This window comes from uncultured Psychroserpens sp., assembly GCF_947494225.1.
Lineage (GTDB): Bacteria > Bacteroidota > Bacteroidia > Flavobacteriales > Flavobacteriaceae > Psychroserpens.
This window is the reverse complement of sequence record NZ_CANLUG010000001.1, coordinates 355,954-382,534: the sequence shown is the minus strand read 5'-3', so window position 1 is coordinate 382,534 and position 26,581 is coordinate 355,954. Positions and strand designations below refer to the sequence as shown.

General features: G+C 34.2%; 25 protein-coding genes. 11 read left to right on the top strand and 14 right to left on the bottom strand.

Features of this window, described 5'->3' with window-relative positions; all coding sequences use genetic code 11:
- Positions 1-25: 25 nt before the first annotated feature.
- The 3 genes from Q0893_RS01620 to Q0893_RS01610 form a co-directional block, all read right to left on the bottom strand.
- Entirely contained in the window at positions 26-1,384 is a 1,359-nt protein-coding gene (locus Q0893_RS01620; RefSeq protein ID WP_298901276.1) for an OmpA family protein, read from the bottom strand.
- Between the two features lie 125 nt (positions 1,385-1,509).
- A complete protein-coding gene (gene kbl / locus Q0893_RS01615) occupies positions 1,510-2,703 on the bottom strand; it encodes a glycine C-acetyltransferase (protein WP_298901277.1) in 1,194 nt (397 codons plus the stop codon).
- 22 nt (positions 2,704-2,725) lie between these two features.
- Positions 2,726-5,878, bottom strand: a complete 3,153-nt coding sequence (locus Q0893_RS01610; RefSeq protein ID WP_299272035.1) for an exodeoxyribonuclease V subunit beta — start codon at positions 5,876-5,878, stop codon at positions 2,726-2,728.
- Between the two features lie 113 nt (positions 5,879-5,991).
- Between Q0893_RS01610 and Q0893_RS01605 the strand changes: the two genes are divergently transcribed.
- Positions 5,992-6,600 (top strand): superoxide dismutase, encoded by a 609-nt coding sequence (locus tag Q0893_RS01605; RefSeq protein ID WP_298901279.1) that lies wholly within the window; start codon positions 5,992-5,994, stop codon positions 6,598-6,600.
- A gap of 591 nt (positions 6,601-7,191) precedes the next feature.
- Here the strand turns inward: Q0893_RS01605 and Q0893_RS01600 are convergent.
- The 6 genes from Q0893_RS01600 to Q0893_RS01575 form a co-directional block, all read right to left on the bottom strand.
- Positions 7,192-9,090 (bottom strand): amidophosphoribosyltransferase, encoded by a 1,899-nt coding sequence (locus tag Q0893_RS01600; RefSeq protein ID WP_298901280.1) that lies wholly within the window; start codon positions 9,088-9,090, stop codon positions 7,192-7,194.
- An 89-nt stretch (positions 9,091-9,179) separates the two neighbouring features.
- Positions 9,180-10,106 (bottom strand): PfkB family carbohydrate kinase, encoded by a 927-nt coding sequence (locus tag Q0893_RS01595; RefSeq protein WP_298901281.1) that lies wholly within the window; start codon positions 10,104-10,106, stop codon positions 9,180-9,182.
- 72 nt (positions 10,107-10,178) lie between these two features.
- Positions 10,179-10,775: an START domain-containing protein gene (locus Q0893_RS01590; protein WP_298901282.1), complete on the bottom strand. Its 597-nt coding sequence runs from the start codon at positions 10,773-10,775 to the stop codon at positions 10,179-10,181.
- A 68-nt stretch (positions 10,776-10,843) separates the two neighbouring features.
- Positions 10,844-11,485, bottom strand: a complete 642-nt coding sequence (locus Q0893_RS01585; RefSeq protein WP_298901283.1) for a ribonuclease H family protein — start codon at positions 11,483-11,485, stop codon at positions 10,844-10,846.
- Between the two features lie 13 nt (positions 11,486-11,498).
- Positions 11,499-12,185, bottom strand: a complete 687-nt coding sequence (locus Q0893_RS01580; protein WP_299272030.1) for a cyclase family protein — start codon at positions 12,183-12,185, stop codon at positions 11,499-11,501.
- Between the two features lie 2 nt (positions 12,186-12,187).
- A complete protein-coding gene (locus Q0893_RS01575; protein ID WP_298901287.1) occupies positions 12,188-12,757 on the bottom strand; it encodes a phosphoribosylglycinamide formyltransferase in 570 nt (189 codons plus the stop codon).
- Between the two features lie 185 nt (positions 12,758-12,942).
- Between Q0893_RS01575 and Q0893_RS01570 the strand changes: the two genes are divergently transcribed.
- From Q0893_RS01570 to Q0893_RS01545, 6 genes are all read left to right on the top strand, one after another.
- Complete coding sequence (locus Q0893_RS01570) at positions 12,943-13,176, top strand: acyl carrier protein (protein ID WP_013750595.1); 234 nt, start codon at positions 12,943-12,945, stop codon at positions 13,174-13,176.
- Positions 13,177-13,188: 12 nt separating this feature from the next.
- Positions 13,189-14,439 (top strand): beta-ketoacyl-ACP synthase II, encoded by a 1,251-nt coding sequence (gene fabF, locus Q0893_RS01565; protein ID WP_298901288.1) that lies wholly within the window; start codon positions 13,189-13,191, stop codon positions 14,437-14,439.
- A gap of 7 nt (positions 14,440-14,446) precedes the next feature.
- Positions 14,447-15,190 (top strand): ribonuclease III, encoded by a 744-nt coding sequence (rnc, locus tag Q0893_RS01560; protein ID WP_298901289.1) that lies wholly within the window; start codon positions 14,447-14,449, stop codon positions 15,188-15,190.
- A 132-nt stretch (positions 15,191-15,322) separates the two neighbouring features.
- Positions 15,323-15,805, top strand: coding sequence for an IPExxxVDY family protein (locus Q0893_RS01555; RefSeq protein WP_298901290.1), 483 nt, complete (start codon positions 15,323-15,325; stop codon positions 15,803-15,805).
- The gene (pyk, locus tag Q0893_RS01550; RefSeq protein WP_298901291.1) at positions 15,805-17,247 is read left to right on the top strand and encodes a pyruvate kinase; all 1,443 of its coding nucleotides are present in this window, start codon (positions 15,805-15,807) and stop codon (positions 17,245-17,247) included. The genes Q0893_RS01555 and pyk overlap by 1 nt, the downstream gene beginning before the upstream one ends.
- A 150-nt stretch (positions 17,248-17,397) precedes the next feature.
- On the top strand, positions 17,398-17,634 hold the full coding sequence (locus Q0893_RS01545) for a hypothetical protein (protein ID WP_298901292.1): 237 nt from the start codon (positions 17,398-17,400) through the stop codon (positions 17,632-17,634).
- Positions 17,635-17,652: 18 nt separating this feature from the next.
- Here the strand turns inward: Q0893_RS01545 and Q0893_RS01540 are convergent, their stop codons facing one another.
- Positions 17,653-18,645 carry a hypothetical protein gene (locus Q0893_RS01540; protein WP_299272026.1) on the bottom strand — a complete coding sequence of 331 codons (993 nt, stop codon included), beginning with the start codon at positions 18,643-18,645 and terminating at the stop codon, positions 17,653-17,655.
- A gap of 79 nt (positions 18,646-18,724) precedes the next feature.
- Positions 18,725-19,834 carry a DNA polymerase IV gene (dinB, locus tag Q0893_RS01535; RefSeq protein WP_299272024.1) on the bottom strand — a complete coding sequence of 370 codons (1,110 nt, stop codon included), beginning with the start codon at positions 19,832-19,834 and terminating at the stop codon, positions 18,725-18,727.
- A 32-nt stretch (positions 19,835-19,866) separates the two neighbouring features.
- Here dinB and Q0893_RS01530 point away from each other — a divergent pair, with 32 nt between their 5' ends.
- Together Q0893_RS01530 and Q0893_RS01525 are read left to right on the top strand one after the other, a co-directional pair.
- The gene (locus tag Q0893_RS01530) at positions 19,867-20,340 is read left to right on the top strand and encodes a CYTH domain-containing protein (RefSeq protein ID WP_298901294.1); all 474 of its coding nucleotides are present in this window, start codon (positions 19,867-19,869) and stop codon (positions 20,338-20,340) included.
- A gap of 11 nt (positions 20,341-20,351) precedes the next feature.
- Positions 20,352-20,858, top strand: coding sequence for a hypothetical protein (locus tag Q0893_RS01525; protein WP_299272022.1), 507 nt, complete (start codon positions 20,352-20,354; stop codon positions 20,856-20,858).
- A 49-nt stretch (positions 20,859-20,907) separates the two neighbouring features.
- On the opposite strand, the gene Q0893_RS01520 is transcribed toward Q0893_RS01525, so the two are convergent.
- Positions 20,908-21,420, bottom strand: a complete 513-nt coding sequence (locus tag Q0893_RS01520) for a heavy metal-associated domain-containing protein (RefSeq protein ID WP_298901296.1) — start codon at positions 21,418-21,420, stop codon at positions 20,908-20,910.
- A 93-nt stretch (positions 21,421-21,513) separates the two neighbouring features.
- On the opposite strand from Q0893_RS01520, the gene Q0893_RS01515 reads away from it, so the two are divergent.
- Positions 21,514-22,392 (top strand): DMT family transporter, encoded by an 879-nt coding sequence (locus Q0893_RS01515; protein ID WP_298901297.1) that lies wholly within the window; start codon positions 21,514-21,516, stop codon positions 22,390-22,392.
- 51 nt (positions 22,393-22,443) lie between these two features.
- On the opposite strand, the gene Q0893_RS01510 is transcribed toward Q0893_RS01515, so the two are convergent.
- Together Q0893_RS01510 and Q0893_RS01505 are read right to left on the bottom strand one after the other, a co-directional pair.
- Positions 22,444-24,513, bottom strand: coding sequence for an insulinase family protein (locus tag Q0893_RS01510; protein ID WP_298901298.1), 2,070 nt, complete (start codon positions 24,511-24,513; stop codon positions 22,444-22,446).
- Positions 24,514-24,527: 14 nt separating this feature from the next.
- On the bottom strand, positions 24,528-25,862 hold the full coding sequence (locus tag Q0893_RS01505; protein WP_299272019.1) for a pitrilysin family protein: 1,335 nt from the start codon (positions 25,860-25,862) through the stop codon (positions 24,528-24,530).
- A gap of 216 nt (positions 25,863-26,078) precedes the next feature.
- Here Q0893_RS01505 and Q0893_RS01500 point away from each other — a divergent pair, with 216 nt between their 5' ends.
- The gene (locus tag Q0893_RS01500; RefSeq protein ID WP_299272018.1) at positions 26,079-26,534 is read left to right on the top strand and encodes a DUF4199 family protein; all 456 of its coding nucleotides are present in this window, start codon (positions 26,079-26,081) and stop codon (positions 26,532-26,534) included.
- Positions 26,535-26,581: the final 47 nt, after the last annotated feature.

The following is a 26,581-nucleotide window of genomic DNA, read 5'->3' as shown; positions in this document are numbered from 1 at the left end:
TTATTTATGTTTGGAGTGAAACTTATTATTTAAGTTTTACTTCTACACGTCTGTTTTCTTTTCTACCAGCTCTAGTTTTGTTAGTAGCTTTAGGGTAGTCTTCACCAAAACCAGCAGCAGTTAACCTGTCTCCGCTAATTCCGTTAGCAATTAAGTAATTTCTAACTGCGTTAGCTCTTCTTTCAGATAACGCTTGGTTTGTAGATTTAGAACCTACACTATCAGTATGACCTTCGATAGAGAAATCAGCTTTAGGATACTCTTTAAAGATTGCTACCATTGCTTGTAATACATTGTCAGTTTCTTTTTTGAAAGATGCTTTTCCTGTATCAAATAAAATATCTTCAGCGTAGCTATTTAAAGTTTTCATTACTTCTTCAGTAGGCTTAACTTCTGGGCAACCGTTGTTAGCAACAGTACCAGCTTCGTTAGGACATTGATCATCTTTATCTAAGATACCATCACCATCTGTATCAGGCCAAGGACATCCTTTGTTAGCAGAAGGACCTTTTTCGTTTGGACAGTCATCAGCATTATCAGCAACACCATCAGAATCAGCATCTGGGCAACCGTTTAAAGCTTTTAAACCAGCAACTGTAGGACAGTCGTCATCTTTATCAGCAACACCATCAGAATCAGAATCTGGACATCCGTTAAACTCAGCTAAACCAGCTTCGTTCGGACAATCATCTTTAGAATCTTCGATACCATCGTTATCAGAATCTGGACATCCGTTGAATGCTTCTAAACCAGGAACGTCTGGACAAGCATCATCTTTGTCGTAGATACCATCACCATCTGTGTCTTTTCCACCAAATCTGATAGAAATACCAGCAGAATGTTGCCAGTGCTTAGGTAAGTAATCTTCGAAAGCGTGCTTATATGAAGTTTGAACGTTAAAACCTAAGTTATCGTTAAACCATACATTAAGACCTAAAGTACCATTTAAAGTACCAGCTCCGATTTCATCAATCCAAGTGTAACCACCACCAACACCTAAGTAAGGGTCAACAGTATTAGACTTAATAAGGTCAGCAAAGCTGTAAGAAATAGTTCCATCAGCAGCATAGTAAGATAACTCATCAGCTCTAGAATCTCCTACTTTCTTAATTTGGTTAAGAGAACCAGCAACAGAAATACTAAACCCATCACTTAAATATCTCGATACAGAAAATCTAGATAAAGAAGGTAAAAAGTTGTAGTGATCGTTTGCGTTAAAAAATTCGTCAAAGTATTCGCCTAATGGCGCATCTTCTCCAACTGGATAAAGGTCAACAGCATTGACACCGATATCAAATTTCCACGGGTTGTTTTGGTCTTGTGCATTAGCACTGAAGCTTAATGATAATAACAAAACGAATAATAATCTGCTAAGATTTTTCATATTCTAAATAATTTTAATTTTAAGTGTTAATTAAAGGCAAAAGTAAGTTGTTAAATTTTATTAACAAAGACAAATATATAAAAATATTGATTATACGTACTAAAAATAAGGAGTTTGGACTGATTTTAAATAATTTCAAGTGTTTCGCCAACCTTAGTAAATGCCTCAATAGCCTTATCTAAATGTGCTTTTGTATGAGCTGCCGAAAGTTGTACGCGTATTCTTGCTTTTTCTCTTGGTACCACTGGAAAAAAGAAGCCAATAACATAAATGCCTTCGTCTAAAAGCATTTTAGCCATGGTTTGCGATAGCTTGGCATCATAGAGCATGACTGGTACAATAGCCGAATCTCCATCAATAATATCGAAACCAGCCGCTTTCATTCCTGCTTTGAAATAATTGGTATTGCTTTCTAAAGTATCTCTTAAAGTCGTATCATTGGCTAACATATCAAATACTTTTATAGAAGCACCCACAATGGCTGGGGCCAGAGAGTTAGAAAAAAGATATGGTCTAGAGCGTTGACGTAAAATTTCAATAACTTCTTTTTTTGCAGTAGTATAACCACCCATAGCACCTCCCATAGCTTTTCCGAGTGTTCCTGTAATAATGTCTATACGACCTAAAACACCTTTTTCTTCTAGAGTTCCTCGACCTGTTTCACCAATAAATCCAGTGGCATGACACTCATCAATCATAACAAGCGCGTCATATTTGTCGGCTAAATCACATATTTCATCTAAAGGCGCTACCAATCCATCCATTGAAAACACACCGTCTGTAACTATAATTTTGAATCGAGCTCCATTGTCATTAGCCGCAATGAGTTGCTGTTCTAAATCTGCCATATTATTATTGGCATAGCGATATCGAGCTGCTTTACATAAACGTACACCATCAATAATAGAGGCGTGGTTTAAAGAATCTGAAATTATAGCATCTTCTTTTCCTAGCAATGGTTCAAATACACCGCCATTAGCATCAAAAGCAGCGGCATATAATATAGTATCTTCGGTTCCATAGAAATCAGCAATTTTTTGCTCTAATGTTTTGTGTATGTCTTGGGTTCCACAGATAAAACGCACAGATGACATCCCAAAACCGTGAGTATCCATTGCATCTTTTGCGGCTTGAATCACATCTGGATGTGATGATAGACCAAGGTAATTATTGGCACAAAAATTCAAAACGGTCTGTCCTGTATTTAATGTGATCTCAGCACCTTGAGGAGAGGTTATAATACGCTCTTCTTTAAAGAGACCATCATTTTTTATAGTTGAGATTTCGTTTTGTAAGTGTTCTTGTATTTTTCCGTACATGATTGATTGATTTTTTACAAATTTAAAATTCTTTTATGGTAATATCATCATTAATATAAATTAGTATTTTTTTTATCACTTCGAAGTTCATTTCTTCCAAAACATACTGATAATCGAAAAGCTGTTCTTTATGACTAGAATCTTGCAATCCTGTTTTATAGTCTATAATGATGGCTTGGTTTTGAGCGTTAACAACAACTCTATCTGGGCGCAATAGTTGTCCGTTTTTGGATATAATATCTCGTTCATTGTAAACCGTATAATGGCTTTCAAAAAGTGACTTTAAGTCGTTATGGTTTATGAGTTTATTAATGATATTTCCTAGGAGTTTTGATTGTTTAGAATTAATAATTCCTGTGCTCAAAAAATGATCTAATGCGAAATTAACATCGGCCTTTGTTTTTATCAACGACATTAATTGATGAACCAGATTTCCCCGCTCTATGGCTTGTTCTTGAACCGTGTCCCATAAGCTACCTGAACTGGTAATAATGTTGAGGTTAAGATCTTCTTTTCGGGTTGAAATAAATTCTTGCTGCTCAACGGTTTGGAGTTGGTCTTCTTCAATGAAGGCAGGTGCTTCACAAGCTCCAAAACTATAAGTCATTTGTTGGTCATTCCAGAGACCTATAGACTTCAAATAATTGATAAATAAACCAGAATAGAGTGTTAGTTTTTCTTGCTTTGCTTTATCTACATCATATTCTGAAATAATATATAACTGAGACATTGCTCTTGTTAATACAACATAAAGCAAATTAAGGCTGTCTAGTTCTAATTGAGAACGATAATCATTATAAATTTTGGAGCCCAATTCGTTAAACGCCTCTAAATCTTTATTTAAGTTGATATATAAATGAGAGAAACCACTAAATTGATTTTCGTTTACAGGGAACCACACTTTCGGACTCATATCAAAATAGATATCCTGATTTGCATATGGAAATATCACGACTGGAAACTCTAAACCTTTAGATTTATGAATGGTCATAATTTGAATTGCATGCTCGCTTTCGGGAGATACAATACTTAATTTGTCTTTTTTGCGATCCCAATAATCTAAAAACCCAGAAAAACTGGCATTGTATTTTTGGGAGTAATCAAACACTTCGTCTAAATAAAACTGGATGTACGCATTGGATGTTTCATTCAAACAAAATCCTCTTATGACGCTTTCAATAGCTTCATATATGGGTAACTGCAAAAAGGTATTGTAATTAAACGTAAACCCATAAGTATTTAGAGTTTCAAATAAGGCACTTGGTTTCAGGTGAATTAAACGACTGAAAAACTCATGTTTGTTTGTAAGGTTTAATTTTTCTTCTGCAATAAAATCGAGAAGTTTGATTTTCACTTCATCGTTTTGTGTTTGCAGGCTTAAGGTGATAAGTTGATTTATAAATTGTACTTCAGGAGCATTTTTGAGCAATAAAGTTTCGGAAGAGATAATATCAATATCTAAATCGCTTAAATACTCTGCTATAGCAATGCCTTCCTTGGTTTTTCTAACAATAATGCAAATGTCTTTTGGTTTAAAACCTTGACTTTTAGCTTTTTTTATAGTACCTAAAACGGCTTCGCAATACAGGTCGTTTTTGTCATTGTCTTTGATATTTAAAAATGACATGTCGACGTAACCACCAGATTCAATAGAGATGTCTTGTTTGGCATTTTTATAAAGCTGTTGGTGATCTGGATTGGAGAACGCGAAATTTGCAATATGATCAAAAAAGGAATTGTTAAATTCTACTATAGTTTGATGACTTCGAAAATTGAAATCTAAATCTTTCACCACCTGATTTAAAGCAAGAGGTTTGTCTTTTTTAGAATACAAGTCAATAAATTGCTCGGCACGACCTCCTCGCCAACGATAAATAGCTTGTTTAGCATCTCCAACTAACATGGCTGTTCCTGTTTCGCCTCTAAGGTTTTCTGTTGATATGGCATTGTTTACCAACGGGATTAAATTTTGCCATTGTAAACCCGAAGTATCTTGAAACTCATCTATAAAATAATGCTTGAATTTTTCACCTATACGTTCATAGATAAAAGGCGCAGGTTGTTCCTTAATTTCACTATTGATGAGGTTGTTAAATTCGGAAATAAGCAAAATGTCATCCTCGTCTTTAATCTCTTTAAGCGTTTGACCGATAGCACTCAAAACCGATAAAGGCGTTATGTTTTTTAGAGCATTTTTTAAAAATTTAGAGGTGTAAACTAGTCGTTTGATGGCTAGATAATACGTTTCTATTTCTGGTAATAAACTATCAATTAACGTCGCTTTTTGAGCCTCAATTGTTTTATTATAAATTGATGTATTGGAAGCTATGTTTTCTTGCAATTTATTACTGTAAAGCCCATTAAAATTTAAGGTCTTAACTTTTTTAAAGTGATTGGGCAGAGTTTTACGCGTAAAATCCTCATCCTCTAAACCGTTATCTGTTATAAGGTGAAGCGCTGCTTCGGCTAAACTGATGATTTGTTGTTCTATGGAACTTTGTTGTTTTTGAAGCTCAATTTTAAGCGCTTTGAAATCTGCTAAAGTTTTGTCTTTTAATGCGTTTAAGTAATAGATTTCGTTTTCATTAACCAATAATTGAGCAATAGCATTAAAATCATAACTAATGTCCCAACTCCTGTCGTCATCGGTTTTTTCTATTGCAAAATCGACTAATACTTTGGTAAGCTGAGCGTCACTTCCTGCTTTGTCTATAAGTTTATCAACAGCCTTGCCTAGCATTGTTGCAGTGTCTAATTCTACCTCAAAGTTTACAGGTAGTTTAAGATCATAGGCAAATGTTCTAATTAACTTGTGGTTAAACTTATCAATAGTAGAAATGTCAAAAGCGGCATAGTTATGTACAATACGCTTTAATAATATTTTTGACTTGTCATGTAGTTCTTGCAAATCAATATCAAGCTCGTCTATCAAAACTTTAGACATACTGTTTGGAGCTTCTAAAATATGATCTTCAGAAAACGCCTTAAGCATGTCAATAACACGCTCCTTCATTTCACTAACGGCTTTATTGGTAAAGGTAAGTGCCAGAATATTTCTAAAGGCTAATTTGCTATTAGATTGAAACAAAATTTTAAGGTAATCTTTAACTAAGGTAAAGGTTTTTCCGCTCCCAGCTGAAGCATTATAAATCGTAAAATTTGTTTGATTTTTCACGCTTAAAATTATAAAAACTATCTATGAGTTCATAGGTATTTAATATTTTTAATTGCGCTGTTTTATATGTAAATTTGAAGGAATTAAATATTAACAATAAAACCAATAATATTATGGCTTTCGAATTACCGAAATTAAAATATGCATATGACGCATTAGAACCACATATTGATGCGCGTACTATGGAGATACATCATTCAAAACATCATAATGGATATACTACGAAATTAAATGCGGCCATCGCAGGTACAGATTTAGAAGGAAAATCCATTGAGGATATCTTAGATAATCTAGACATGACTAATAAAGGTGTGAGAAATAATGGTGGTGGTTTTTATAACCATTCACTATTTTGGGAGGTAATGAACCCAGAAGATAGAGGCTATCTTTCTGGAGATTTAAAAGATGCTATTGATGCTGCTTTTGGTTCTAAAGATGCTTTTATTGAAGCCTTTAGTAAGGCCGCGGCGACACAGTTTGGTTCTGGATGGGCATGGTTATGTGTTCACAAAGGAGGAAAGGTTGAAGTATGTTCTACACCAAATCAGGATAATCCTTTAATGCCAGGAGTAACATGTGGCGGAACTCCAATTTTAGGATTGGATGTTTGGGAACATGCGTATTACTTAAACTACCAAAATAGAAGACCAGATTATATTGAAGCATTCTTTAAAGTTATTAACTGGAATGAAGTTGAGAGACGTTATGCTGAGGCAAAGTAATTGACTTCTCAATAATAAATTAGAAAAGCAAACTCAATTGGGTTTGCTTTTTTTTATGAGTCTGAAATAAAAACGAATATTATTAGGAAAGGAACGAGGTGAAAATGAAAAAAGGTGAACGAGAGTTCACCTTTTTTGCCCCAAATCTACCATAAACTTAACCTACTTATGTTATGGTGAAACAAATATAACGGCACTTTTATTTAATATTTTAATTTTTTAGACCAACGACGAATAAATTGGCTTAAACGGAAAAATCACTGTTTCTGATAGTTTAAGAACCTTAAATGAACTTCAACTTTAGATAAGTATACAAATAGATTGATTAACAGCTGTTTATTAGATCTTTTAAAATTTGAAGGTTTTGAGGATTAACTTATTGAAATACTAATAGTTATGTAAATAAAAAAAGGTGAACAGAAGTTCACCTTTTTTTGCCCCAAATCTACCATGAACTTAACCTACTTATGTTATGGTGATACCAATGTATGTGTTTATTGGAAAAGGTTGATTAAATATTAGACGAAATGCATTTTTTTCTGGTAAAAAGCACTTTTTTTAGGATAAAGTGTAAAAAATTCAACAATTTATCTAATAGGCTCTTTCTTTAGTTCCTTCATAAAAATTAACAAAAGCTCTGTTAACCACTCGATTACCTCCAGCGGTAGGATAATTTCCTGTAAAATACCAATCTCCTAAATTTTTAGGACAAGCCTCATGTAGATTTTCTATAGGCTGAAAGATCGTTTTTACTTTAGCTTTCACTGTATCATCAGAAATGAGTTCGGCAATCTTATCTGATATCTCATCTGATGTGAATTCGTCGTATAGATCTTTTACGAAATTTTTAACCTCCGTATCTTTTAAGTCTAATTGTGCTTTACACTTCTTATAAACTTCTTCAACCATATGATATTTATCGTTTTCTTTTAGCAGTTCGAGCATTGCTCTAAAGGCAATAAGGCTTTCTAAATTTGCCATATCTATACCATAACAATCTGGATATCTAATTTGAGGCGCAGAAGAAACTACAATAATTTGCTTAGGATGTAAACGATCCATCATCTTAATAATACTCTTCTTAAGTGTAGTTCCTCTAACAATACTGTCGTCAATTATAACCAAGTTATCCGTTGGTTTAATAACACCGTATGTAACATCGTAAACATGGGCCACTAAATCATCACGGCTACTATCCTCAGTTATAAAGGTTCGAAGTTTTACATCTTTAATAGCAATTTTCTCAATGCGAGGTCTTTCAGAAAGGATGTCAATAACACTTGCTTTTGAAAGTTTTCCGTTGCCATCTAATATAGCCTTAGTTTTTCTTTCGTTGAGGTATTGCTCAACAGTTTCTATCATTCCAAAGAACGATGTTTCGGCTGTATTTGGAATATAAGAAAACACCGAGTTTTTTGTGTCATTATCAATAGCTTTAAGCACTTTAGGCATTAAAAGTTTTCCTAAGTTTTTACGTTCTTGATAGATTTCAGCGTCACTTCCTCGAGAAAAGTAGATACGTTCAAAAGAACAGGCTTTACGCTCGAGGGGTTTAATAATTTCCTGAATAGAAACCTCTCCAGATTTTTTGGTGATAATAGCATGACCAGGAGCTAATTCTTTGACGTCATCAAAATCTACATTGAACACGGTTTGGATTACTGGACGCTCTGAGGCTACAACAACAATCTCATCATCTTCAAAATAATAAGCAGGACGAATTCCTGCAGGATCTCTTAAAACAAAGGCATCTCCATGACCTAAAAGTCCAGCCATAGCATAGCCTCCATCCCAGTTTTTGGATGCTTTCTTTAAGATCTTAGCAACATTAAGGCGTTCGGCAATTAATGGAGAACATTCATTTTTATTATACCCTTCTTTTTTTAGTTTCTTATAAATTTTGGCAACAGCATCATCTAAGAAATGACCAATTTTTTCCATAATAGTTATGGTATCTGCCTTTTCTTTTGGGTGCTGACCTAACTTTACCAACCCATCAAATAATTGGTTAACGTTGGTCATATTAAAGTTTCCAGCAACTATAAGATTTCTGTGCATCCAGTTGTTTTGTCTTAAAAACGGATGAACACTTTCCACACTATTTTTACCAAAAGTACCATAGCGAACGTGACCTAAAAGTAATTCCCCTACATAAGGAATGTGTCTTTTTTGAAGCGCAACATCATTTTGATATTCTGGATGCTCCATTAATTCTTCATTAATACGCTCGTTAATTTGCGCAAAAATATCTTGGATAGGTTGTTGAGCGATAGAGCGCACACGACTAATGTATCGTTCTCCAGGTTTGGTATCTAGCTTAATGCTTGCAAATCCAGCTCCGTCTTGTCCTCGATTATGCTGTTTTTCCATCATGAGGTACATTTTATTTACACCATAAAATGCACTTCCATATTTTTCTTTGTAATACTCTAATGGTTTTTTAAGTCTAATGAGTGCAATTCCGCACTCATGTTTTAAAGCATCGCTCATTGTTGTGTTGTTGTTTTTGAGTGAACCAAAATTAAAAATTTTGGATTTAGTTTTAAATAAAAAACGCGCTCAATTTTGAGCGCGTTGGTTTATGATAATTCAATATTAAATTGCGTGAGTTGTTTAAATTGTTGCATGCGTTTATGCACTTCGCTATTTTCTAAATTAACCATGCGTTCGGTTCCAAATTTCTCTACACAGAATGAGGCTAATGTTGATCCGTAAATCACCGCATTTTTCATGTTTTCAAAAGAGTAATCTTCAGTTTTTGCCAAATAACCAGCAAAACCACCTGCAAATGTGTCTCCTGCTCCAGTAGGATCGAAAACCTCTTCTAATGGTAAAGCAGGTGCATAAAACATATGATCATCGTGAAATAACAATGCACCATGTTCCCCTTTTTTAATAACCACATATTTTGGACCCATCTCATGAATTTTACGCGCTGCAACAACTAAAGAATACTCTCCTGTTAATTGTCGTGCTTCTTCATCGTTAATGGTTATGACATCAATTTTCTTTATGACGTTGTGTAAGTCTTCAAGAGCACAATCCATCCAAAAATTCATGGTATCTAAAATAACCAATTTAGGTTTTGATGTCATTTGTTCTAAAACACTCATTTGTACCATTGGGTGCAAATTTCCTAACATTACAACTTCTGAATCTTTATATGCATCTGGAACTACAGGATTGAAATCGGCTAGGACGTTAAGTTCTGTAGCCAAAGTATCTCGAGAATTCATATCGTTATGATAACGTCCACTCCAAAAGAATGTTTTTCCGTCTTTAACAATTTCAACACCATCTATATTGATGTTTTTGTTAGACAATAAATCTAAATAATCTTGAGGAAAGTCACCCCCAACTACAGATACAGCTGCTGCATCAACGTTAAAGTGCGACGCGGCTAAACCAATAAAGGTCGCAGCACCACCAAGAATTTTATCTGTTTTACCGAAAGGTGTTTCAATAGCATCAAAAGCTACTGTTCCAACTATAACTAATTTGCTCATAAAGCGTTTTAAAATTTGCTGCAAATATACAGCGATTAATTTCAAACTCAATTATTTTTATTAGTAATAGTTTTATTTACTATGCGTAGTTGTTTTATGTAAATCTTTAAAGGTTTTATATGGCCCTTTAATAAGTAAGCTGTTTACTACAAATGAAGGTAAACTTCCTTCTGGATTTAAAAATAACTGCTGCGTCACTTTAGTTTTTCCTTCAACTTCTTCTAGCAACCAATGTCCCATTAGTTTCTTTACACGAATGGTTTTGTCTTTTTTTGGAAGTTCTTCAGGTAAACTTTCTAAAGTTAGTTTTATCGTTTTTGAATTAATTTTATTTACGGTAAGTAAAGTAATAATATCTCTATCTTTTATTGGCCAAGGTAAATCTTTGTGTGCATAAAATACGTGCTGATTTTCGTTGAGTTTTTTTACATAGTAACTCGTATTTGGTTCGCAGTTTTCATAATAGTCTGGAGCGGTTAAAAGCTCATCCAAAATATGTTTAGACCCTGTGTCTATTGTGGTGACTGCTTTGAATTCTTTTATATTTGAATTTGCGGCATCACGCGTATATATTTTTATGTTATCATCATCTTTTTTTAATGTCCATTCATTTTGAGAAAACATCAAAGTGGGAAGACAGAAAAGAAAGGCTATTATGCTTTTTTTCATGGCAATATCAATTTCAACCTTAGTAGTTAAAAAATGCATTGCATTACAGAAGTCTTTAAAATTTAAGGTTATTTTCTACCAAAATCTGCTGGAATTTCTCCCCATGCTTTAGTTTCCCATTTTACGATGGTAGTTGTATAGGTGTTCTCTTTTAACCAATTTACTGCACGATCAACAAGTTCAAATAGCGCTTTATTTTTTGCATTACGCTCTAGTTTTGTGTTACAAGTTTTTTTTCTAACCCAGCTCATTGCTGTTTTAGAATCGGTGTAAATAAGAAGATTGCTGTTTTTTTTCTTTAAAAGAGCTAGGCCATGAACAATAGCTAAAAACTCGCCAATATTATTAGTTCCTTGCTCAAAAGGACCTTGTATAAATAATTGCTTTTTTGTTTTAGTATCAACGCCTCGGTATTCCATTTTTCCTGGATTTCCAGAAGATGCTGCATCAACAGAGATAGATTTATAATTGGGTTTACCAATTTTTTTGAGTTGAGTTTCAGAAAGTTCACTAGTAAATTTTTTATGCTTTCCGATATAATCTTTATAATCACCTTTTAATGCTTTTTTAGCGGCATCAAACGTTTTAAACGATTTATATTGTGCACCTTGAAAGTCTTTGATTTGAGCTTTGCAGTCGTCCCAAGATTCAAAAACACCAGTATGATGCCCTTTCCAAACGGTATAATATTTTTTTTTCTTTTTTGACATTTTAATTTAATAACTAATTTTCAAAAACAGCAACAGCTCTAACGGGTGATCCCGTACCACCTCTAATTTTAAGCGGTAAGGCAATAAATCTAAATCTTGGCCTACCAATTAATTGATAAAGATTTATCATGTTTTCATAATGCGTGAACCCAAGTTCTCCGCAAATGTGATGAACCTCTTTATTAGAAACTCCAGGAGACATTGTTTCAACTCCAAACGCAGCAATGTTCTTTTGACCCAGCCATCTAGTAGCGCTAGTGCTTAGCCCTGGACCATTACTCCAATCTTTTGTACCATAGGTTTTTCTATAGTGATCTGTGTAAATTAAAACAGTATCATTTTCTAAAATGGTTAAATTTTCTTTTTTGCAGGCATTTTGAATGTCTTCAATTTCAATGAGTTCTCCCAAGTTTTTATAAGATAGGTCTAAGCATATACCTTCAGTATAGAACATAGATAAAGGCATCTTGTCAATGGACTGCCCGGCATATTGTTTAGCCATATGGTTTATAGCATCTACATGAGTACCTGTATGCTCACCAAGTTCTAACTTATGCACAGCGGGCGTCTTTGTAGAGGTGTTGTGCTCTCTATCCCACTCTTCATGTGTATTATGAATAGACATTTTTACTTGAGGTAAATCTTTATAAACAGGCATGCCTTCATAAATCTCTTGGCTTAAATCTATAATTTCAGTCATTACTATTCTGGAATTAATAACTTTTCAACGACTTTTGGGAAGTGAATCATTTCTAATTCATGGATTTTTTTAGCCACATCGAGAGCAGAATCTGACGTATTAACGTCACATTTTGCTTGAAAAATGATAGCGCCTTCGTCATAATGCTCATTAACATAGTGAATAGTGATGCCAGTTTCTTTTTCTTTATTGGCAACTACAGCTTCATGAACATGCATTCCGTACATTCCTTTTCCTCCATATTTTGGTAACAAAGCAGGATGAATATTAATCACTTTATTGGGGAATTCTCGTAGTATATGCTCTGGGAATTTCCAAAGAAAACCAGCCAATATAATGAGATCTGGTTGAGAAGATTTCAATATATTAAGTACATCATTAGTTCTGGTTAAAGCGACTCTATTGAATGATAATGCACTTATTTTCAATTTTTTAGCACGATCCAAAACTTTGGCATGAGGATTGTTAGTGAGTACCTGAATGACAGAAGCATTTTCTCTGTTGTGAAAAAACTTAATTAAATTTTCAGCATTAGTGCCACCTCCGGACGCAAAGATTACAATACGTTTCATTTACAGACAAACAGTTAGTGTTATTCAAAACAAAAAAAAGAATAATAATTAACAATTAGACCGTAAAAGATAAATTCTTCAAAGTAATTTTAGTAAATTACAGACACATTTTTAATGTAAAGGTGTGTATTGAAATAAAGTTTTTTTATTTTTGCGACCTAATTAAAACTTAAAATTAAAAAATTATGTCAGACATTGCATCAAGAGTAAAAGCGATTATCGTAGACAAATTAGGAGTTGATGAAAACGAAGTTGTAACTGAAGCAAGCTTCACTAACGATTTAGGAGCAGATTCATTAGACACTGTTGAGTTAATCATGGAGTTCGAAAAAGAATTCGATATCCAAATCCCAGACGATCAAGCTGAAAATATCGCAACAGTTGGTCAAGCTGTATCTTATATAGAAGAAGCAAAATAAGAACTTTATTTTATGGAATTAAAGCGAGTAGTAGTTACCGGTTTAGGAGCACTTACACCAATAGGCAATACCAAAGATGAATATTGGAATGCCCTTGTTAGTGGAAAAAGTGGTGCCGCGCCTATAACACATTTTGATGCTGAAAAGTTCAAAACACAATTCGCTTGTGAAGTAAAAAACTTTGAAGTTACTGACTTTATTGATAGAAAATTAGCAAAGCGAATGGATAAATTTTCGCAGTATGCAATGGTAGCTTCAGATGAAGCAATTGCAGACTCGAAACTAGATTTAGACGCGTTGAACAAACTAAGAGTAGGTGTAATTTGGGGAGCAGGTATTGGTGGTTTAGAAACATTTCAACAAGAAGTGTTAAACTATGCTGCTGGTGACGGTACTCCTCGTTTTAACCCATTCTTTATTCCAAAAATGATTGCTGATATTGCACCAGGAAACATATCTATAAAATATGGTTTTATGGGTCCTAATTACACAACGGTTTCTGCTTGTGCTTCTTCTGCGAATTCAATGATTGATGCTTTAAACAATATACGTTTAGGTCATTGTGATGTTGTAATTACTGGTGGAAGTGAAGCTGCAGTTACCATTGCTGGTATGGGAGGTTTTAATGCTATGCACGCTATGTCTACTCGAAATGATAATCCAGAATCGGCTTCTAGACCATTTGACGCAAACCGAGATGGTTTTGTGTTAGGTGAAGGAGCAGGAGCTATTGTTTTAGAAGAGTATGACCATGCGAAAGCTAGAGGCGCTAAAATCTATGCTGAAGTTGTAGGTGGCGGATTATCATCTGACGCTTACCATATGACAGCACCACATCCAGATGGTATAGGTGTTGTAGCGGTTATGAGAAATTGTTTACAAAATGCTGGTTTAAATCCCGAAGATGTAGATCATATTAATACACACGGAACATCAACACCTTTAGGAGATGTTGCCGAATTAAAAGCTATATCTGAAGTATTTGGCGGCCACGCTAAGAATATTAATATAAATTCTACTAAATCTATGACAGGACATTTGTTGGGTGCTGCTGGTGCTATTGAAGCTATCGCTTCTATAATGGCTATCGAGCATGGAATAATTCCTCCAACAATCAACCACGAAACGGTTGACGAAAACATAGATTCAGAATTAAACTTAACACTCAATAAAGCTCAGAAAAGAGATATTAAAGTTGCTATGAGTAATACCTTTGGATTTGGCGGTCACAACGCTTGTGTATTATTCAAAAAAATAGACTAAATCCCGAATGAGCTTCATTCGTAACATACTAAAAAATTCCCGTTTCCATAAGGACGGGAATTTTTTTTTACTACTTAACGCTATTCTAGGTTATAAAGTCAAGAAAAAATCCTTGTATGTAAAAGCCTTCACACATCGTTCAATGAATATCAAGGACAATGATGGAAACGCAATTAATTATGAACGTTTAGAGTTTGTTGGAGATGCTATGCTTGGTGCTGTTATCGCATCGTATCTATTTGAAGAAGTACCTCATGGAGATGAAGGTTATTTAACTAAAATGCGCTCTAAAATTGTAAGTAGAGAGCATCTTAATGAACTTGGAAAAGAACTCAATTTAATTGATTTGGTAGAAAGTAAAATTCCTAAATCAAATTTTGGCAACAATATTCATGGTAACCTTTTTGAAGCCCTGGTTGGCGCCATATATCTCGATAAAGGATATAAATATTGCGAAAAATTCATCTATAAGCGTGTGATCAAACCTCATGTTGATATTGAAACACTCGAAGGTCGTGTGATAAGTTATAAAAGTTTGCTCATCGAATGGTGTCAAAAGGAAAAGAAAACTTTCGATTATAATGTGTATGAGGATACTGGAAACGACGACCTAAAACATTTTTCTGTTAAGCTATCTATAGATGAAAAAGTTATCGCTAAGGCACGAGCTACATCAAAAAAGAAGGCAGAAGAAAAGGCTTCCAAGCGTGCATTTTTCGCATTTCAAAAAGAAATAAGCCGAGCCTTTTAAATAAAAAATAGATTCAATTTTAAAACTTCCTAACTACAACGTTTTCGTTGTGATACCTGACGTAAGATTAACCAAAACTTCACATATGTATAGCTTTTATGTGTTATATTTACAACTTGTAGTTGATTAATTATGGCATTTCACAAGTTACTCGTAGACGATTTTTATGATGCTTCTTTTTCGCTTCTAGCTATTCATTGTAGATTAGAAGATTATCGATTGGCTTACCTTCTTAATAAACACTTAGAGCTTAATTTAGAACGCAAGCCACAAGATTTGGACTACAATTATTTTGATGCAGCTTTTTCTATTTATGAATGGGAAAACAAAAAGTTTGATACGGTTTGGAATCTCGTTTCAAATATTTGTAAAAAAGAAGAAGCAGCGCTTCAAAGTTCTGGTTCGTTGTTTGAAAATTCAACAACCGTAACAAGAACATTTAACCTTCTGCCAGAATTAAAAACGGTAGATTATCTTATTAAAGTTTCTAATGAACATAGACACTTTAATGAAAAACATATTCTGAATAAAATTCAAACGATACCACAAGTGATTACAGCATATAGTGTGGATGTCGACCAAATAAAATCTAAAGACCACTTAATTTTTGACTAATGTTAAGAACAAAGAAAACCAAAATAGTAGCCACATTAGGTCCTGCCACAAGTACTAAGGATACACTTAAACAAATGCTTGAAGAAGGTGCTAATGTGTTCCGTATCAATTTTTCACATGCCGATTATAAAGATGTTGAGGAACGTGTAAAGATGATAAGAGACCTTAATGAAGAATTTGGTTTTAATGCCGCAATTTTGGCTGATCTTCAAGGACCAAAACTTAGAGTAGGTGTTATGAAAGGAGAGGTTATTGTTAATGAAGGAGACGAAATTATCTTTGCTACAGGAGAACGTTTTGAAGGGACTAAAGAACGGGTTTATATGACTTATGATAAGTTTCCACAAGATGCCAAACCAGGAGAGCGCATTCTTTTAGATGATGGAAAGTTGATTTTTGAAGTCGTGTCAACCGATAAAAAATCTGAGGTCAAAGCAAAAGTAATTCAAGGTGGTCCATTACGTTCTAAAAAAGGAGTTAACCTTCCAAATACAAATATTTCACAACCAGCTTTAACCGAGAAAGATGTGAAAGATGCCATTTTTGCTTGCGGATTAAAAGTAGATTGGATGGCCTTATCTTTTGTGCGACATGCCGAAGATTTGATGCAACTAGAAGAGCTTATCAAAGCACATAGCGATCACAAAATCCCTATCATAGCAAAGATTGAAAAACCTGAAGCAGTAGAAAATATTGATAAAATTGTGGCCTATTGTGATGGGTTGATGGTAGCCAGAGGTGATTTAGGTGTAGAGATACCTGCAGAGGAAGTCCCACTTATTCAGAAAAAACTGGTGTTACGTGCTAAGCGCGCTAGAATTCCTGTAATTATTGCTACTCAGATGATGGAAACAATGATTACAAGCCTTACGCCAACGCGTGCTGAGGTTAATGATGTCGCTAATTCTGTTATGGATGGCGCAGATGCCGTAATGCTATCTGGAGAAACATCGGTTGGAAATTACCCTGTACAAGTAATCAAGCAAATGGCTGGAATTATTAGAAGCGTGGAAGATTCCGATTTAATTCAGGTACCTCAATCACCACCGCACATAAAAACAAAACGTTATATCACGAAGTCTATTTGTTATCATGCCGCACATATGGCCAATGAGATTAGTGCTAAAGCCATTTCTACGTTAACCAATAGTGGATATACAGCGTTTCAAATTTCAGCTTGGAGACCAAAAGCACATATTTTAGTATTTACTTCTAACAAACGTATCTTAACACAACTTAGCTTACTTTGGGGCGTGGAAGCATTCTTTTATGACAAATTTGTAAGTACAGATGAAACCATAGAAGACGTTAATGCTATTGCCTGTAAAAAAGGCTATCTTGAAGTGGGTGACATGCTTATCAGTTTAGCGGCTATGCCAATTCAAGATAAAGGAATGGTAAATACATTGAGAGTAACCGAGATTGCAAGTTGTAGTTTTTAAATTTTGGGCGTTACCACAAGGGTCGCGCTTTTCACTATATCTTTTTACATCAGTTCTCAATACAATGCTTCCCCATTTTGGGTCGCATCATTCGAACTGATGTAAAAAGGATGCCGTTGCAATCGCTAACGCAACTAACGTTTTTATTCAATGATTGTTTTCAAAGAGGAGTGGTCTTATACTTTAGAGCGAACAAACTCTAAGTCTTATATATTGACCGTTGTTTGCGGAAGTATTGGTATTTATGACATTAAAATTTCACTTAATCCTGAGGAAATTCAAAACCTTATTAATCGAGGGAAACCTTATATCCTTCAACTAGTTCGAAGCATACAAGAGTCTCCGTATAAATATACCCATCGACAAATAGATGATGTGTCTAAGTAGTGTTAATTTTATTTATTTTCAATGTATATCGCTATAGCTAGCCTTATAAATTCTACTGGCACCATTATCGTATCTGTTGATTTGTTTTAAAAGTTCATCTGTATCTGTATATCCAGAATCCTTTTTTTCAACATGAGTTCTTCTACTTGTAAAATACAATGTTTCAGTTTCTAGGTTTACAAAAGGGCAATAGTCAGTTTGTTTAGAATTAATTGTTTCACCAAGGTTCGTAGCCGTTTGCCATTCACCATTTACACGTTTACTTATATACAAATCTCCACTACCAATACCATCTGGTCTGCGCCAGCCACTAAATAAAATAAAAGACTCATCTGGAGCAACAAAGGCATTAAATTCGGCGCCTTCAGTATTTACACCAGCACTTAGAGCAACTGGTGTTTCGTAGGTAGTGCCATTCCATGTGCTCATAAAAATGTCGTCTTGCCCATTCATATTTTCTTTAATCGCAGTGAAATAGAGATTTTTATTCGAGGCAACAGATGGATAAAACTCATCAAAAGAGGAATTTACTGGAGTTCCTGCATTAATTGGTTGCGACCATTTGGCATCAACTTTATCACGCTCAACATACCAAATGTCAAAATCCTTAACATTAGTACTATCTTTTGACACAGGTCTGTTAGAGGCAAAATAAAGTCTTAAGCCGTCGGGCGATAAAAAGGGTTCGAGATCGGTATATCTACCAGAAAAATCTGCTATTTTAGGACTACTCCAAATAGCATCTTCTTTCTGAATATACATAATAACCGAGAGTTCCCTAGCCGGACTTAACAAGGTGAAATAAGCCTCATCTTCTTCGGAATTAACTGTGAAATCACGTACGTTGATAAACTGAGAAAAAATCTCTGGAGCAAAGGGTGTCACAGCACCTTCTTTATATGCTATATCAAAGGCGTCTTCTTTTTCAGAGGAAATTACTTCAGGCTGTTCTGGTTTGGTATTGCAATTAAATAACAACACGCAAAGCGTTAATGTTAGTGTTGATTTCATGTGGATTGATTTTACTTTACAATTTAAAAACTATCTTATCTAATACCCAGATATTAACACTATTTAGCATTTATAGGTACTAAAAATCAAACTTTAATTGAACACTAACAGGCTTTTCTTTTACCTTAGACACTTTTGTTTTTGACGGTTCTGTATTTAAATTGGATAAAGAAATACCAAGTAATCTTACAGAGTTTTTCAATTTATCTTGATAGAGCAAATCTTTTGCGGTTTCCAAAATGATGCTTTTATCACTTATAAAATAAGGTAAAGTTTTGCTTCGAGTTTGAAGTGTAAAGTCGCTGTATTTTATTTTAAGGGTTACCGTTTTTCCAGCAACATTACTTTTGTCGAGACGTTTGGCTACTTCTTCTGCTATATGATTCAGTTTTTCGAGCATAAAAATTTCAGAAGATAAATTCTCATTAAAAGTACGCTCTGCTGCCAGTGATTTTCTAATACGATTTGGCTTTACTTCACTGTGATGAATCCCACGAACAACATAATAGTAGTACTGACCAGATTTTCCGAAATTTTCATTGAGGTATTCTAACGATTTCGATTTTAAATCCTTACCAGTAAAAATGCCTTTTTGATACATTTTCTCCGCCGTAACTTTACCAACACCATAAAATTTACGAATATCAAGATCTTCTAAAAACTGAAGCACTTCTTCGGGATTAACAGTTTTTTGACCGTTAGGCTTATTGTAATCGCTAGCTACTTTAGCTATAAATTTATTGATAGAAATACCTGCCGAAGCTGTTAATCCTACTTCATTATAAATACGTGTTCTAATCTCCTGTGCAATTAATGAGGCACTGGGATTACCTTTTTTATTTTCAGTAACATCTAGATATGCTTCATCAAGAGATAAAGGTTCTACCAAATCTGTATAATCATAAAAAACCTGACGTACTTTTTGAGAAATTTCGTTATAGCGAGCAAAATCGGTTCGAACAAAAATGAGTTCTGGACAAAGTTTAATTGCTAATCTACCAGACATGGCACTTTTAACACCAAACTTACGTGCTTCATAACTTGCAGCACTAATTACACCTCTCTTACCGCCTCCTCCAACGGCAATGGGTTTACCTTTTAACTCAGGGTTGTCCATTTGAGCAACAGAAGCATAAAAGGCGTCCATATCAACATGAATAATCTTTCGTATTGGTAAATCGTTTGACATCATGTAAATTTAGACATTAAATGTCTTTTTTCATGATAGAGATAGAACGTAAATTTTTAGTAAGCTCAGACGTCTTTAAAAATCAAGCAGATAAACAAACTCATATTGTTCAGGGGTTTTTAAATACGCATCCAGAGCGTACGGTTAGGGTTAGGCTTAAAGATGACAAAGGGGTTTTAACGGTAAAGGGTAAGTCTAGTAGTGACGGCTTATCACGTTTTGAATGGGAAAAAGATATTTCTAGAACCGATGCTGAAGCACTATTAAAACTTTGTGAACACAGCGTAATTAGTAAGATAAGATTCGAAATTATTGTAGGTAAGCATGTTTTTGAAGTTGATGAATTTCATGGCGATAATGAGGGGCTGATCGTTGCAGAGGTTGAGTTAAACAACAAGGAAGAAGCATTTGAAAAGCCTGAATGGCTGGGAAAAGAAGTCACTGGAGACCCGCGTTATTATAACTCTCAATTAAGTAAAAAACCATTTAAAAATTGGGCATCATAAATTAGAATATTATGAATACAAGAATTTTATTTTTTGCTGTTGCATTAATGTTAATGTCTTGCAATGACAAAACAGTACAGGCTGAAGTAGATACTGAGAACATTTCAGAAGACGTCGTAAGTAAAAAGAAATCTATCAAAACTCTCAAAGAAGAACTACAAGCCAAAGGATATCAAACCTTTGATTATATAGATGAAAAAACAAAAGATACTATTGTCATGCAACAATATTTTATCGCCTTCTTAAAACGTGGTAAAAATAGATCGCAATCTAAAGGAGAAACGGATAGCCTACAAAAATTACACTTAGCACATTTGGGCAAAATGTATGATATGGGTTATGCTGATATTTCTGGTCCGTTTGGAGATAATGGAGATATAAGGGGGATTACTATTTATAATGTACCAACTCAAACTATGGCAGATAGTTTGGCAAATGCAGACCCTATGGTAAAAGCGGGTCGTTTAGAGATAGAAATTCATCCTTGGTGGGCGGCAAAAGGTTTCCCTTTACGATAACAAAAAACCCACTCTATTGAGTGGGTTTTTAAGTATGTTATAAGTTTAATTATGCTTTCTTTTCTGCACAACATCCTTTTTTGCAGTCATCTGCACATGCCATTTTTTCTTTAGCACTTTTATTAGCACAAGCGGCTTTTTCTGCTGCAGTACATTCGTGCTTTTTTTCAGAAGAGAACGTATCAACAGTTTTCATGTCTTTTACTTTATAAGTTCCTCCTGCTCTGGCAACAGCTTCTTCTAAAGTATTAGGAGTGACCATAGCTTCGTCATATTCAACCATAGCCAATTTTTTGTCAAAATCTACTTTCGCAGATTTAACACCATCCATCTTTGCTATTTTCTTTTCAATCGTTTTTGCGCAACCCATAGCACAAGTCATTCCTTCAATACCGAATTCTGCCTTAGCATATGTTGCGTTTGGATCTAACTTCTTTGCCGCATTCGTATTAATCTCTGTTTTAGATTCTACCGTTTTTACTTCTGGAGTCGTTTCACTCTTACAAGCAATCATTGATGCCGAAATGAATGCGATAGCTAAAATATTTCTTAATGTTTTCATAGTTAAATTTAATAGTATTTCGAACAAACTTAATAAATATTGATGTTCCTTGCATGAAAATTAACGAATTTTGTGAATTAGTTAAGAAAACCTATGCAAAACACTAACATTAAATGGCTGTATCTACTGATTTTATCGTTAATATGGGGAAGTTCATTTATTTTAATTAAAAAATCTCTCTTAGGATTAACACCTTTTCAATTAGGTGCTTTGCGCACAATTATTACTGGTGTCTTTTTGTTTGCTGTAGGGCTGAAAAGTATTAAGTCTATTAAAAAATCTGAATGGAAATGGGTTGTGATCTCAGGACTTTTAGGTTCATTTATTCCAGCGTTTTTATTTGCTATTGCTGAAACCGAAATAGATAGTGCTATAACATCTGTTTTAAATTCCTTGGTGCCTTTAAATGCCATTTTATTGGGCTTTGCAATCTTTAAGATAGGGTTTACAAAGCGGCAATTGCTAGGCGTGATTATTGGTTTTATAGGTACCAGCATTTTGATTTTAAAAGGAGCAGACTTAAACCCCAATCAAAATTATTTGTATGCAGGATTTGTAATTGCCTCAACTGTGATGTACGCCCTTAATGTGAATATTATTAAAAAATATTTACAAAACGTAAAACCATTGAGTATTGCCACTGGTAATTATGTGGCTATCATTATACCAGCTATTATTATTTTGCTCTTTACAGATTTCTTTTCGGAAGAGACTTATAGTAATGTGCATTTTAAATCGGCAATGATATATGTCGTGATTTTATCTCTCTTTGGAACGGCTTTGGCAAAAGTATTGTTTAATACATTGGTTCAGATTTCCACACCTGTTTTCGCCTCTTCGGTAACCTATTTGATGCCAGTTGTTGCTTTGATTTGGGGATTATTAGATGGTGAATCGTTTGGTATAATGCAAATTATTGCAAGTACTATTATCTTACTTGGTGTTTATTTGGCAAATAAAAAAAAGGCATAAAAAAACCCGAAGCCTATGGGACTTCGAGTTTTTTCAATTAGTATCTAAGATTTAATCTTCAAAATCTGCATCTGTAACTCCTGTATTTAGAATTGCTTCAACGAGAGTAGACTCAACTACTTGTGGACCTAAAGCTCCACGTTTTGTGTGAGGGAATTTGATACCTTCAACTTCTTTGTAGTTTGAAAATTCAGCTTCTTGATTTTGTGTTTGTCCTTGGAAATTGATGACAGAAACCTCTTTAACTTTCAGTCCAGATTCTACATCATAAAACGATGTGATTGAAACAGAACTTCCAGGGATTTCTACTTTATAAGCATCTTTTCCATTTACTTTTTCAATACCAGAAAGTTTTGCTTTTCCTGAAGCCATAAATCCTAGCTCAGGGAATACACCTATAGATGGCTTTAAATCATCTAACATGGCTTGAGGCATTGGTATTTTTTGTCCGCCTTGCTTCATGTACATTTCAGTGTCTTTTGCAACTACAGACATCATAGGAGCTCCATTCATAGACGTTACTGTCGCAAATTTATCGGCAGTTCTTTTTTCTTCAACTAAAACAGTTGCTCCCATTGCAGTTGCTTCATATTTTAAGACTACAGATGTGATTCTACCAACCTTTTCTTTACCACCAATAGCTTCAATGTAATTAGCTAAAACAGTATTAGCATTCATGCCTTCAGGCATCTCAACATCGTAGTTTGGTTTATCAACGGCATTGGCATAAGCGTCATAATATTTAATAGGAATTCCTGTTTTTTCAAGGTTTTCTAAAACTTCACTTCCTTTTCCAACAACGATAAAACGAGCATTTTCAGTTTTAAAATATTTGTTAGCTACACGGTTTACATCATCTGCAGTAACAGCGTTTATTTTTTGCAAGTATGTTGTATAGAAATCTTCAGGAAGATCATTCAATTTAATGTTTAAAGCATAACGTGCAATGGTTTGTGGATTTTCTAGAGCCAATACAAAGTCACCAACATATTTAGCCTTTGCGTTTTTAAGAGCATCTTGAGCTACAGGTTCGGTTTTTATACGATTAATCTCTTTTAAAGTTTGTACAACAGCACTATCTGTTACCATATTTCTAACTGCAGCACCTGCTGTAAAACGAGATGCGTACTCGTCCACACCAACACTAGAACGTGCACCATAAGTATAACCATGTTCTTCACGAAGATTCATGTTGAGGTAACTGTTAAATCCACCACCTAAAATTTTATTTGCGATTAGTGTTGAATGATAATCGTCATCCTTCATTTCTAAATCAACATTGTTTGTTAATGAAATATTAGATTGTACAGCGTTTGGCATATCAACAAAGTTGATTTGTGTGTATTGGGCATTAGGCGCTTCTTCAGGAACATTATAAGCAATGTCTACTGATTTTTTCCACTTTCCGAAGTGCTCAGTAATTTGTTTTTTTACAGTGTCGTAATCAACATCACCAACAACAACTAGATAGGCGTTATTTGGATTAAAGTACTGTTCATAGAATGACGCAACATCACCAAAAGTAACATTACCCGCTGTTTCTTTTGTAGTAAACTCTCCATAAGGGTGTTTTTTACCATAAGAAAGTGCACCACCAACACGATTTGCAACGGCATCAACACTTTTTTCACTAGTTTTTAATCCTTCGATAAGTTTTTCCTTCTCTTTTTCGAACTCTTCTTCGGTTAATAATGGATTGATAGCTGCATCTGCCATTAATTCTAAAATTCGATCAGAATACTTAGATAATGACCTTGCAAAAGCACCACTAAAACCAAAATTAATACTTGCTCCTAAGAAATCAACTTCTTCGTTAAATTCATCTTTAGAGATGTTAGTTGTCCCATTCCCCATCATGGCACCAATTAAACTTTCAACACCTGCTTTATCTCCAACAGTCATTGGTTTATTATCTATGGTTAAAGAATAAGAAACTCGAGGTAATTTATGGTTTTCAACAACTAAAACTGTTAGTCCATTTTTTAATTTGAATTCTTCAGGTTTGTCCAAAGAAATTTTTGGAGCAGGTCCTGGCTCTGGCATTTTAGATCTGTCAACTTGTGCAAATACACCAACAGACATTAAAAATGCGACTATAAATATTGATATTTTAAATTTCATTTTCATCTTATTTTTTAGTTGTCAGTTTTCTCTTTTGGTAAGTATTCTAACTCAACACGTTGGTTAGGGTTCAAGTATTTTTTTACAACATCTTGAATTTCTTGTCTCGTAATTGATCTATAAATATCAATTTGGTTGTTGATAAGATTGATGTCGTCATATAGCATGTAATATCTTACTAGAGAATTGGCAATACCTTGAATACTAGAATTAGAATTTACAAATCTGTTTTCAAATTTATTCTGAAGTTTTTGGAAGTCTTTTTCAGAAATCAATTCGTTTTGCATTTTTGCTATTTCCTCGTCTATTTCAGTAAGTAAAGTGTCTAGAGATGTGTCTCCAAGTGGAAGTCCATATACAGCATAGATGCTGTAATCCATTTGGTCAATGTTGATAGCACCAACTTGAAGCGCCATTTTTTTCTCGTCTACTATTTTCTTATATAATTTTGACGTTTTTCCATCACTCAAATATGCAGAAACCATGCTCAATACATAAGCATCTCTGCTTTTAAAACCAGGTGTTCTGTAAGCTGCGATGATACCAGGAATTTGAATATTTGGATCATAGAACTTTGCTTCAATTGTTTCTGTAATTGGTTCTTCTTTAGGGAATGCTCTAACTGGGTCTGTTCCTCTTGGAATATCTTTGAAGTATTTTTTGATTAATTTTTTAGCTTCGTTAGAATCTATATCACCAGCAACAACTAATGCTGCATTATTAGGCCCATACCATTTTTTGAAATAGTTTTGAAATTCCTCTAAGGTAGAAGCGTCCAAATCGGCCATTTCACCAATGTTCTTATTTTTATATGGATGTACTTTAAATAGGTTTTCGCTAACAGCAAATAAAAACTGTCCGTAAGGAGAGTTATCATAACGTAAACGTTTTTCCTCTTTTACAACTTCATTTTGCGTATCTACACCAACTTGGTCAATTACAGGATGTAACATACGTTCTGATTCCATCCAAAGTCCTAATTCTAAATTGTTTGAAGGGAATACTTCATAATAATATGTTCTATCAAGTGAGGTGTTTGCATTATTGCTTCCTCCATTAGAAGAAACGATTGTAAACCATTCTCCTCTGTCGATATTTTTTGTTCCTTCAAATAGTAGGTGTTCAAAAAAGTGAGCAAATCCTGTACGAGGTGCTTCAGGCTTTCCTCCTAAATCTTTTCCTCCAACATCATACATTACACCAATAGTAACCACAGGAGCAGTATTGTCTTGATGTAAGATAACGTGAAGTCCATTATCTAAGTCAAATTCTTCAAATTCAACTTTTTGAGCGTTGGCAGAAAAGCCAACAAGCATCAAAGAAGCTAAAAATAATAGGCATTTTTTCATTGTGAGTTCGTTTTAAATTAATTGTGAGTTTGTTTTAAATTTTTCAACATGTGTCATAAGTGTACCATTTTTATAAAATGTTACATATTTCTCACAAAAATAGCGAATAGCATCGCTTTTTTCGAGGTTTTAGGACTAAAAAAATCTTAAAAATGGCAATTTTGATCAAATTTTTCACGAACTTTAGTAATCTTTCGATTTAAAAACCAGACAGTTATGAATACTTCATTTTCGGTTGCATTAAAATACGGACTGTTTATTACTATAAGTTTAATCGCTTATTTTCTAATATTAAAATTGTTTGACTTGCATGAAAACCCTTGGTTACGTCTACTCAATGGAGTAGTTATGTGTGCGGGAATTTATTTTGCAATAAAATACTACAAACTGAGGTCTGGCGGTAATTTCTCTTATATCAATGGCATAAAAACAGCCTTAATAACAGGATTTATGGCCACGTTTTTATTTACAGCTTTTATGTCTGTTTATATGTTTCATCTCGACCCAGCATTTACCGAAAAAATATTAGGTGAGTGGTTTACAAGCTATGGAACAGGAGCAGGAATCCTTGTTTTTATTATTCTTATTGAAGGTTTAGCTTCTACGGTTGTTTTATCTCTTGCGTTTATGCAAGTCTTCAAAAAAAGTTATAATATCCCTCAAAATCCTTAAAACGTTTGTAGATTAATAATTTAGGCGTATATTTGCACTCATTTTTT

Coding starts and splice junctions, on each gene's coding strand:
- Q0893_RS01500 (WP_299272018.1), top strand. CDS start 26,079: ATGAATACTTCATTTTCGGTTGCATTAAAATACGGACTGTTTATTACT.
- Q0893_RS01525 (WP_299272022.1), top strand. CDS start 20,352: ATGAATACAAGAATTTTATTTTTTGCTGTTGCATTAATGTTAATGTCT.
- Q0893_RS01585 (WP_298901283.1), bottom strand. CDS start 11,485: ATGTCAAAAAAGAAAAAAAAATATTATACCGTTTGGAAAGGGCATCAT.
- Q0893_RS01575 (WP_298901287.1), bottom strand. CDS start 12,757: ATGAAACGTATTGTAATCTTTGCGTCCGGAGGTGGCACTAATGCTGAA.
- Q0893_RS01515 (WP_298901297.1), top strand. CDS start 21,514: ATGCAAAACACTAACATTAAATGGCTGTATCTACTGATTTTATCGTTA.
- Q0893_RS01590 (WP_298901282.1), bottom strand. CDS start 10,775: ATGAAAAAAAGCATAATAGCCTTTCTTTTCTGTCTTCCCACTTTGATG.
- Q0893_RS01540 (WP_299272026.1), bottom strand. CDS start 18,645: ATGAAATCAACACTAACATTAACGCTTTGCGTGTTGTTATTTAATTGC.
- Q0893_RS01520 (WP_298901296.1), bottom strand. CDS start 21,420: ATGAAAACATTAAGAAATATTTTAGCTATCGCATTCATTTCGGCATCA.
- Q0893_RS01510 (WP_298901298.1), bottom strand. CDS start 24,513: ATGAAATTTAAAATATCAATATTTATAGTCGCATTTTTAATGTCTGTT.
- Q0893_RS01600 (WP_298901280.1), bottom strand. CDS start 9,090: ATGAGCGATGCTTTAAAACATGAGTGCGGAATTGCACTCATTAGACTT.
- Q0893_RS01505 (WP_299272019.1), bottom strand. CDS start 25,862: ATGAAAAAATGCCTATTATTTTTAGCTTCTTTGATGCTTGTTGGCTTT.
- dinB (WP_299272024.1), bottom strand. CDS start 19,834: ATGTCAAACGATTTACCAATACGAAAGATTATTCATGTTGATATGGAC.
- pyk (WP_298901291.1), top strand. CDS start 15,805: ATGTTAAGAACAAAGAAAACCAAAATAGTAGCCACATTAGGTCCTGCC.
- Q0893_RS01580 (WP_299272030.1), bottom strand. CDS start 12,185: ATGACTGAAATTATAGATTTAAGCCAAGAGATTTATGAAGGCATGCCT.
- Q0893_RS01555 (WP_298901290.1), top strand. CDS start 15,323: ATGGCATTTCACAAGTTACTCGTAGACGATTTTTATGATGCTTCTTTT.
- Q0893_RS01595 (WP_298901281.1), bottom strand. CDS start 10,106: ATGAGCAAATTAGTTATAGTTGGAACAGTAGCTTTTGATGCTATTGAA.
- Q0893_RS01530 (WP_298901294.1), top strand. CDS start 19,867: ATGATAGAGATAGAACGTAAATTTTTAGTAAGCTCAGACGTCTTTAAA.
- kbl (WP_298901277.1), bottom strand. CDS start 2,703: ATGTACGGAAAAATACAAGAACACTTACAAAACGAAATCTCAACTATA.
- fabF (WP_298901288.1), top strand. CDS start 13,189: ATGGAATTAAAGCGAGTAGTAGTTACCGGTTTAGGAGCACTTACACCA.
- Q0893_RS01570 (WP_013750595.1), top strand. CDS start 12,943: ATGTCAGACATTGCATCAAGAGTAAAAGCGATTATCGTAGACAAATTA.
- Q0893_RS01605 (WP_298901279.1), top strand. CDS start 5,992: ATGGCTTTCGAATTACCGAAATTAAAATATGCATATGACGCATTAGAA.
- rnc (WP_298901289.1), top strand. CDS start 14,447: ATGAGCTTCATTCGTAACATACTAAAAAATTCCCGTTTCCATAAGGAC.
- Q0893_RS01620 (WP_298901276.1), bottom strand. CDS start 1,384: ATGAAAAATCTTAGCAGATTATTATTCGTTTTGTTATTATCATTAAGC.
- Q0893_RS01545 (WP_298901292.1), top strand. CDS start 17,398: ATGATTGTTTTCAAAGAGGAGTGGTCTTATACTTTAGAGCGAACAAAC.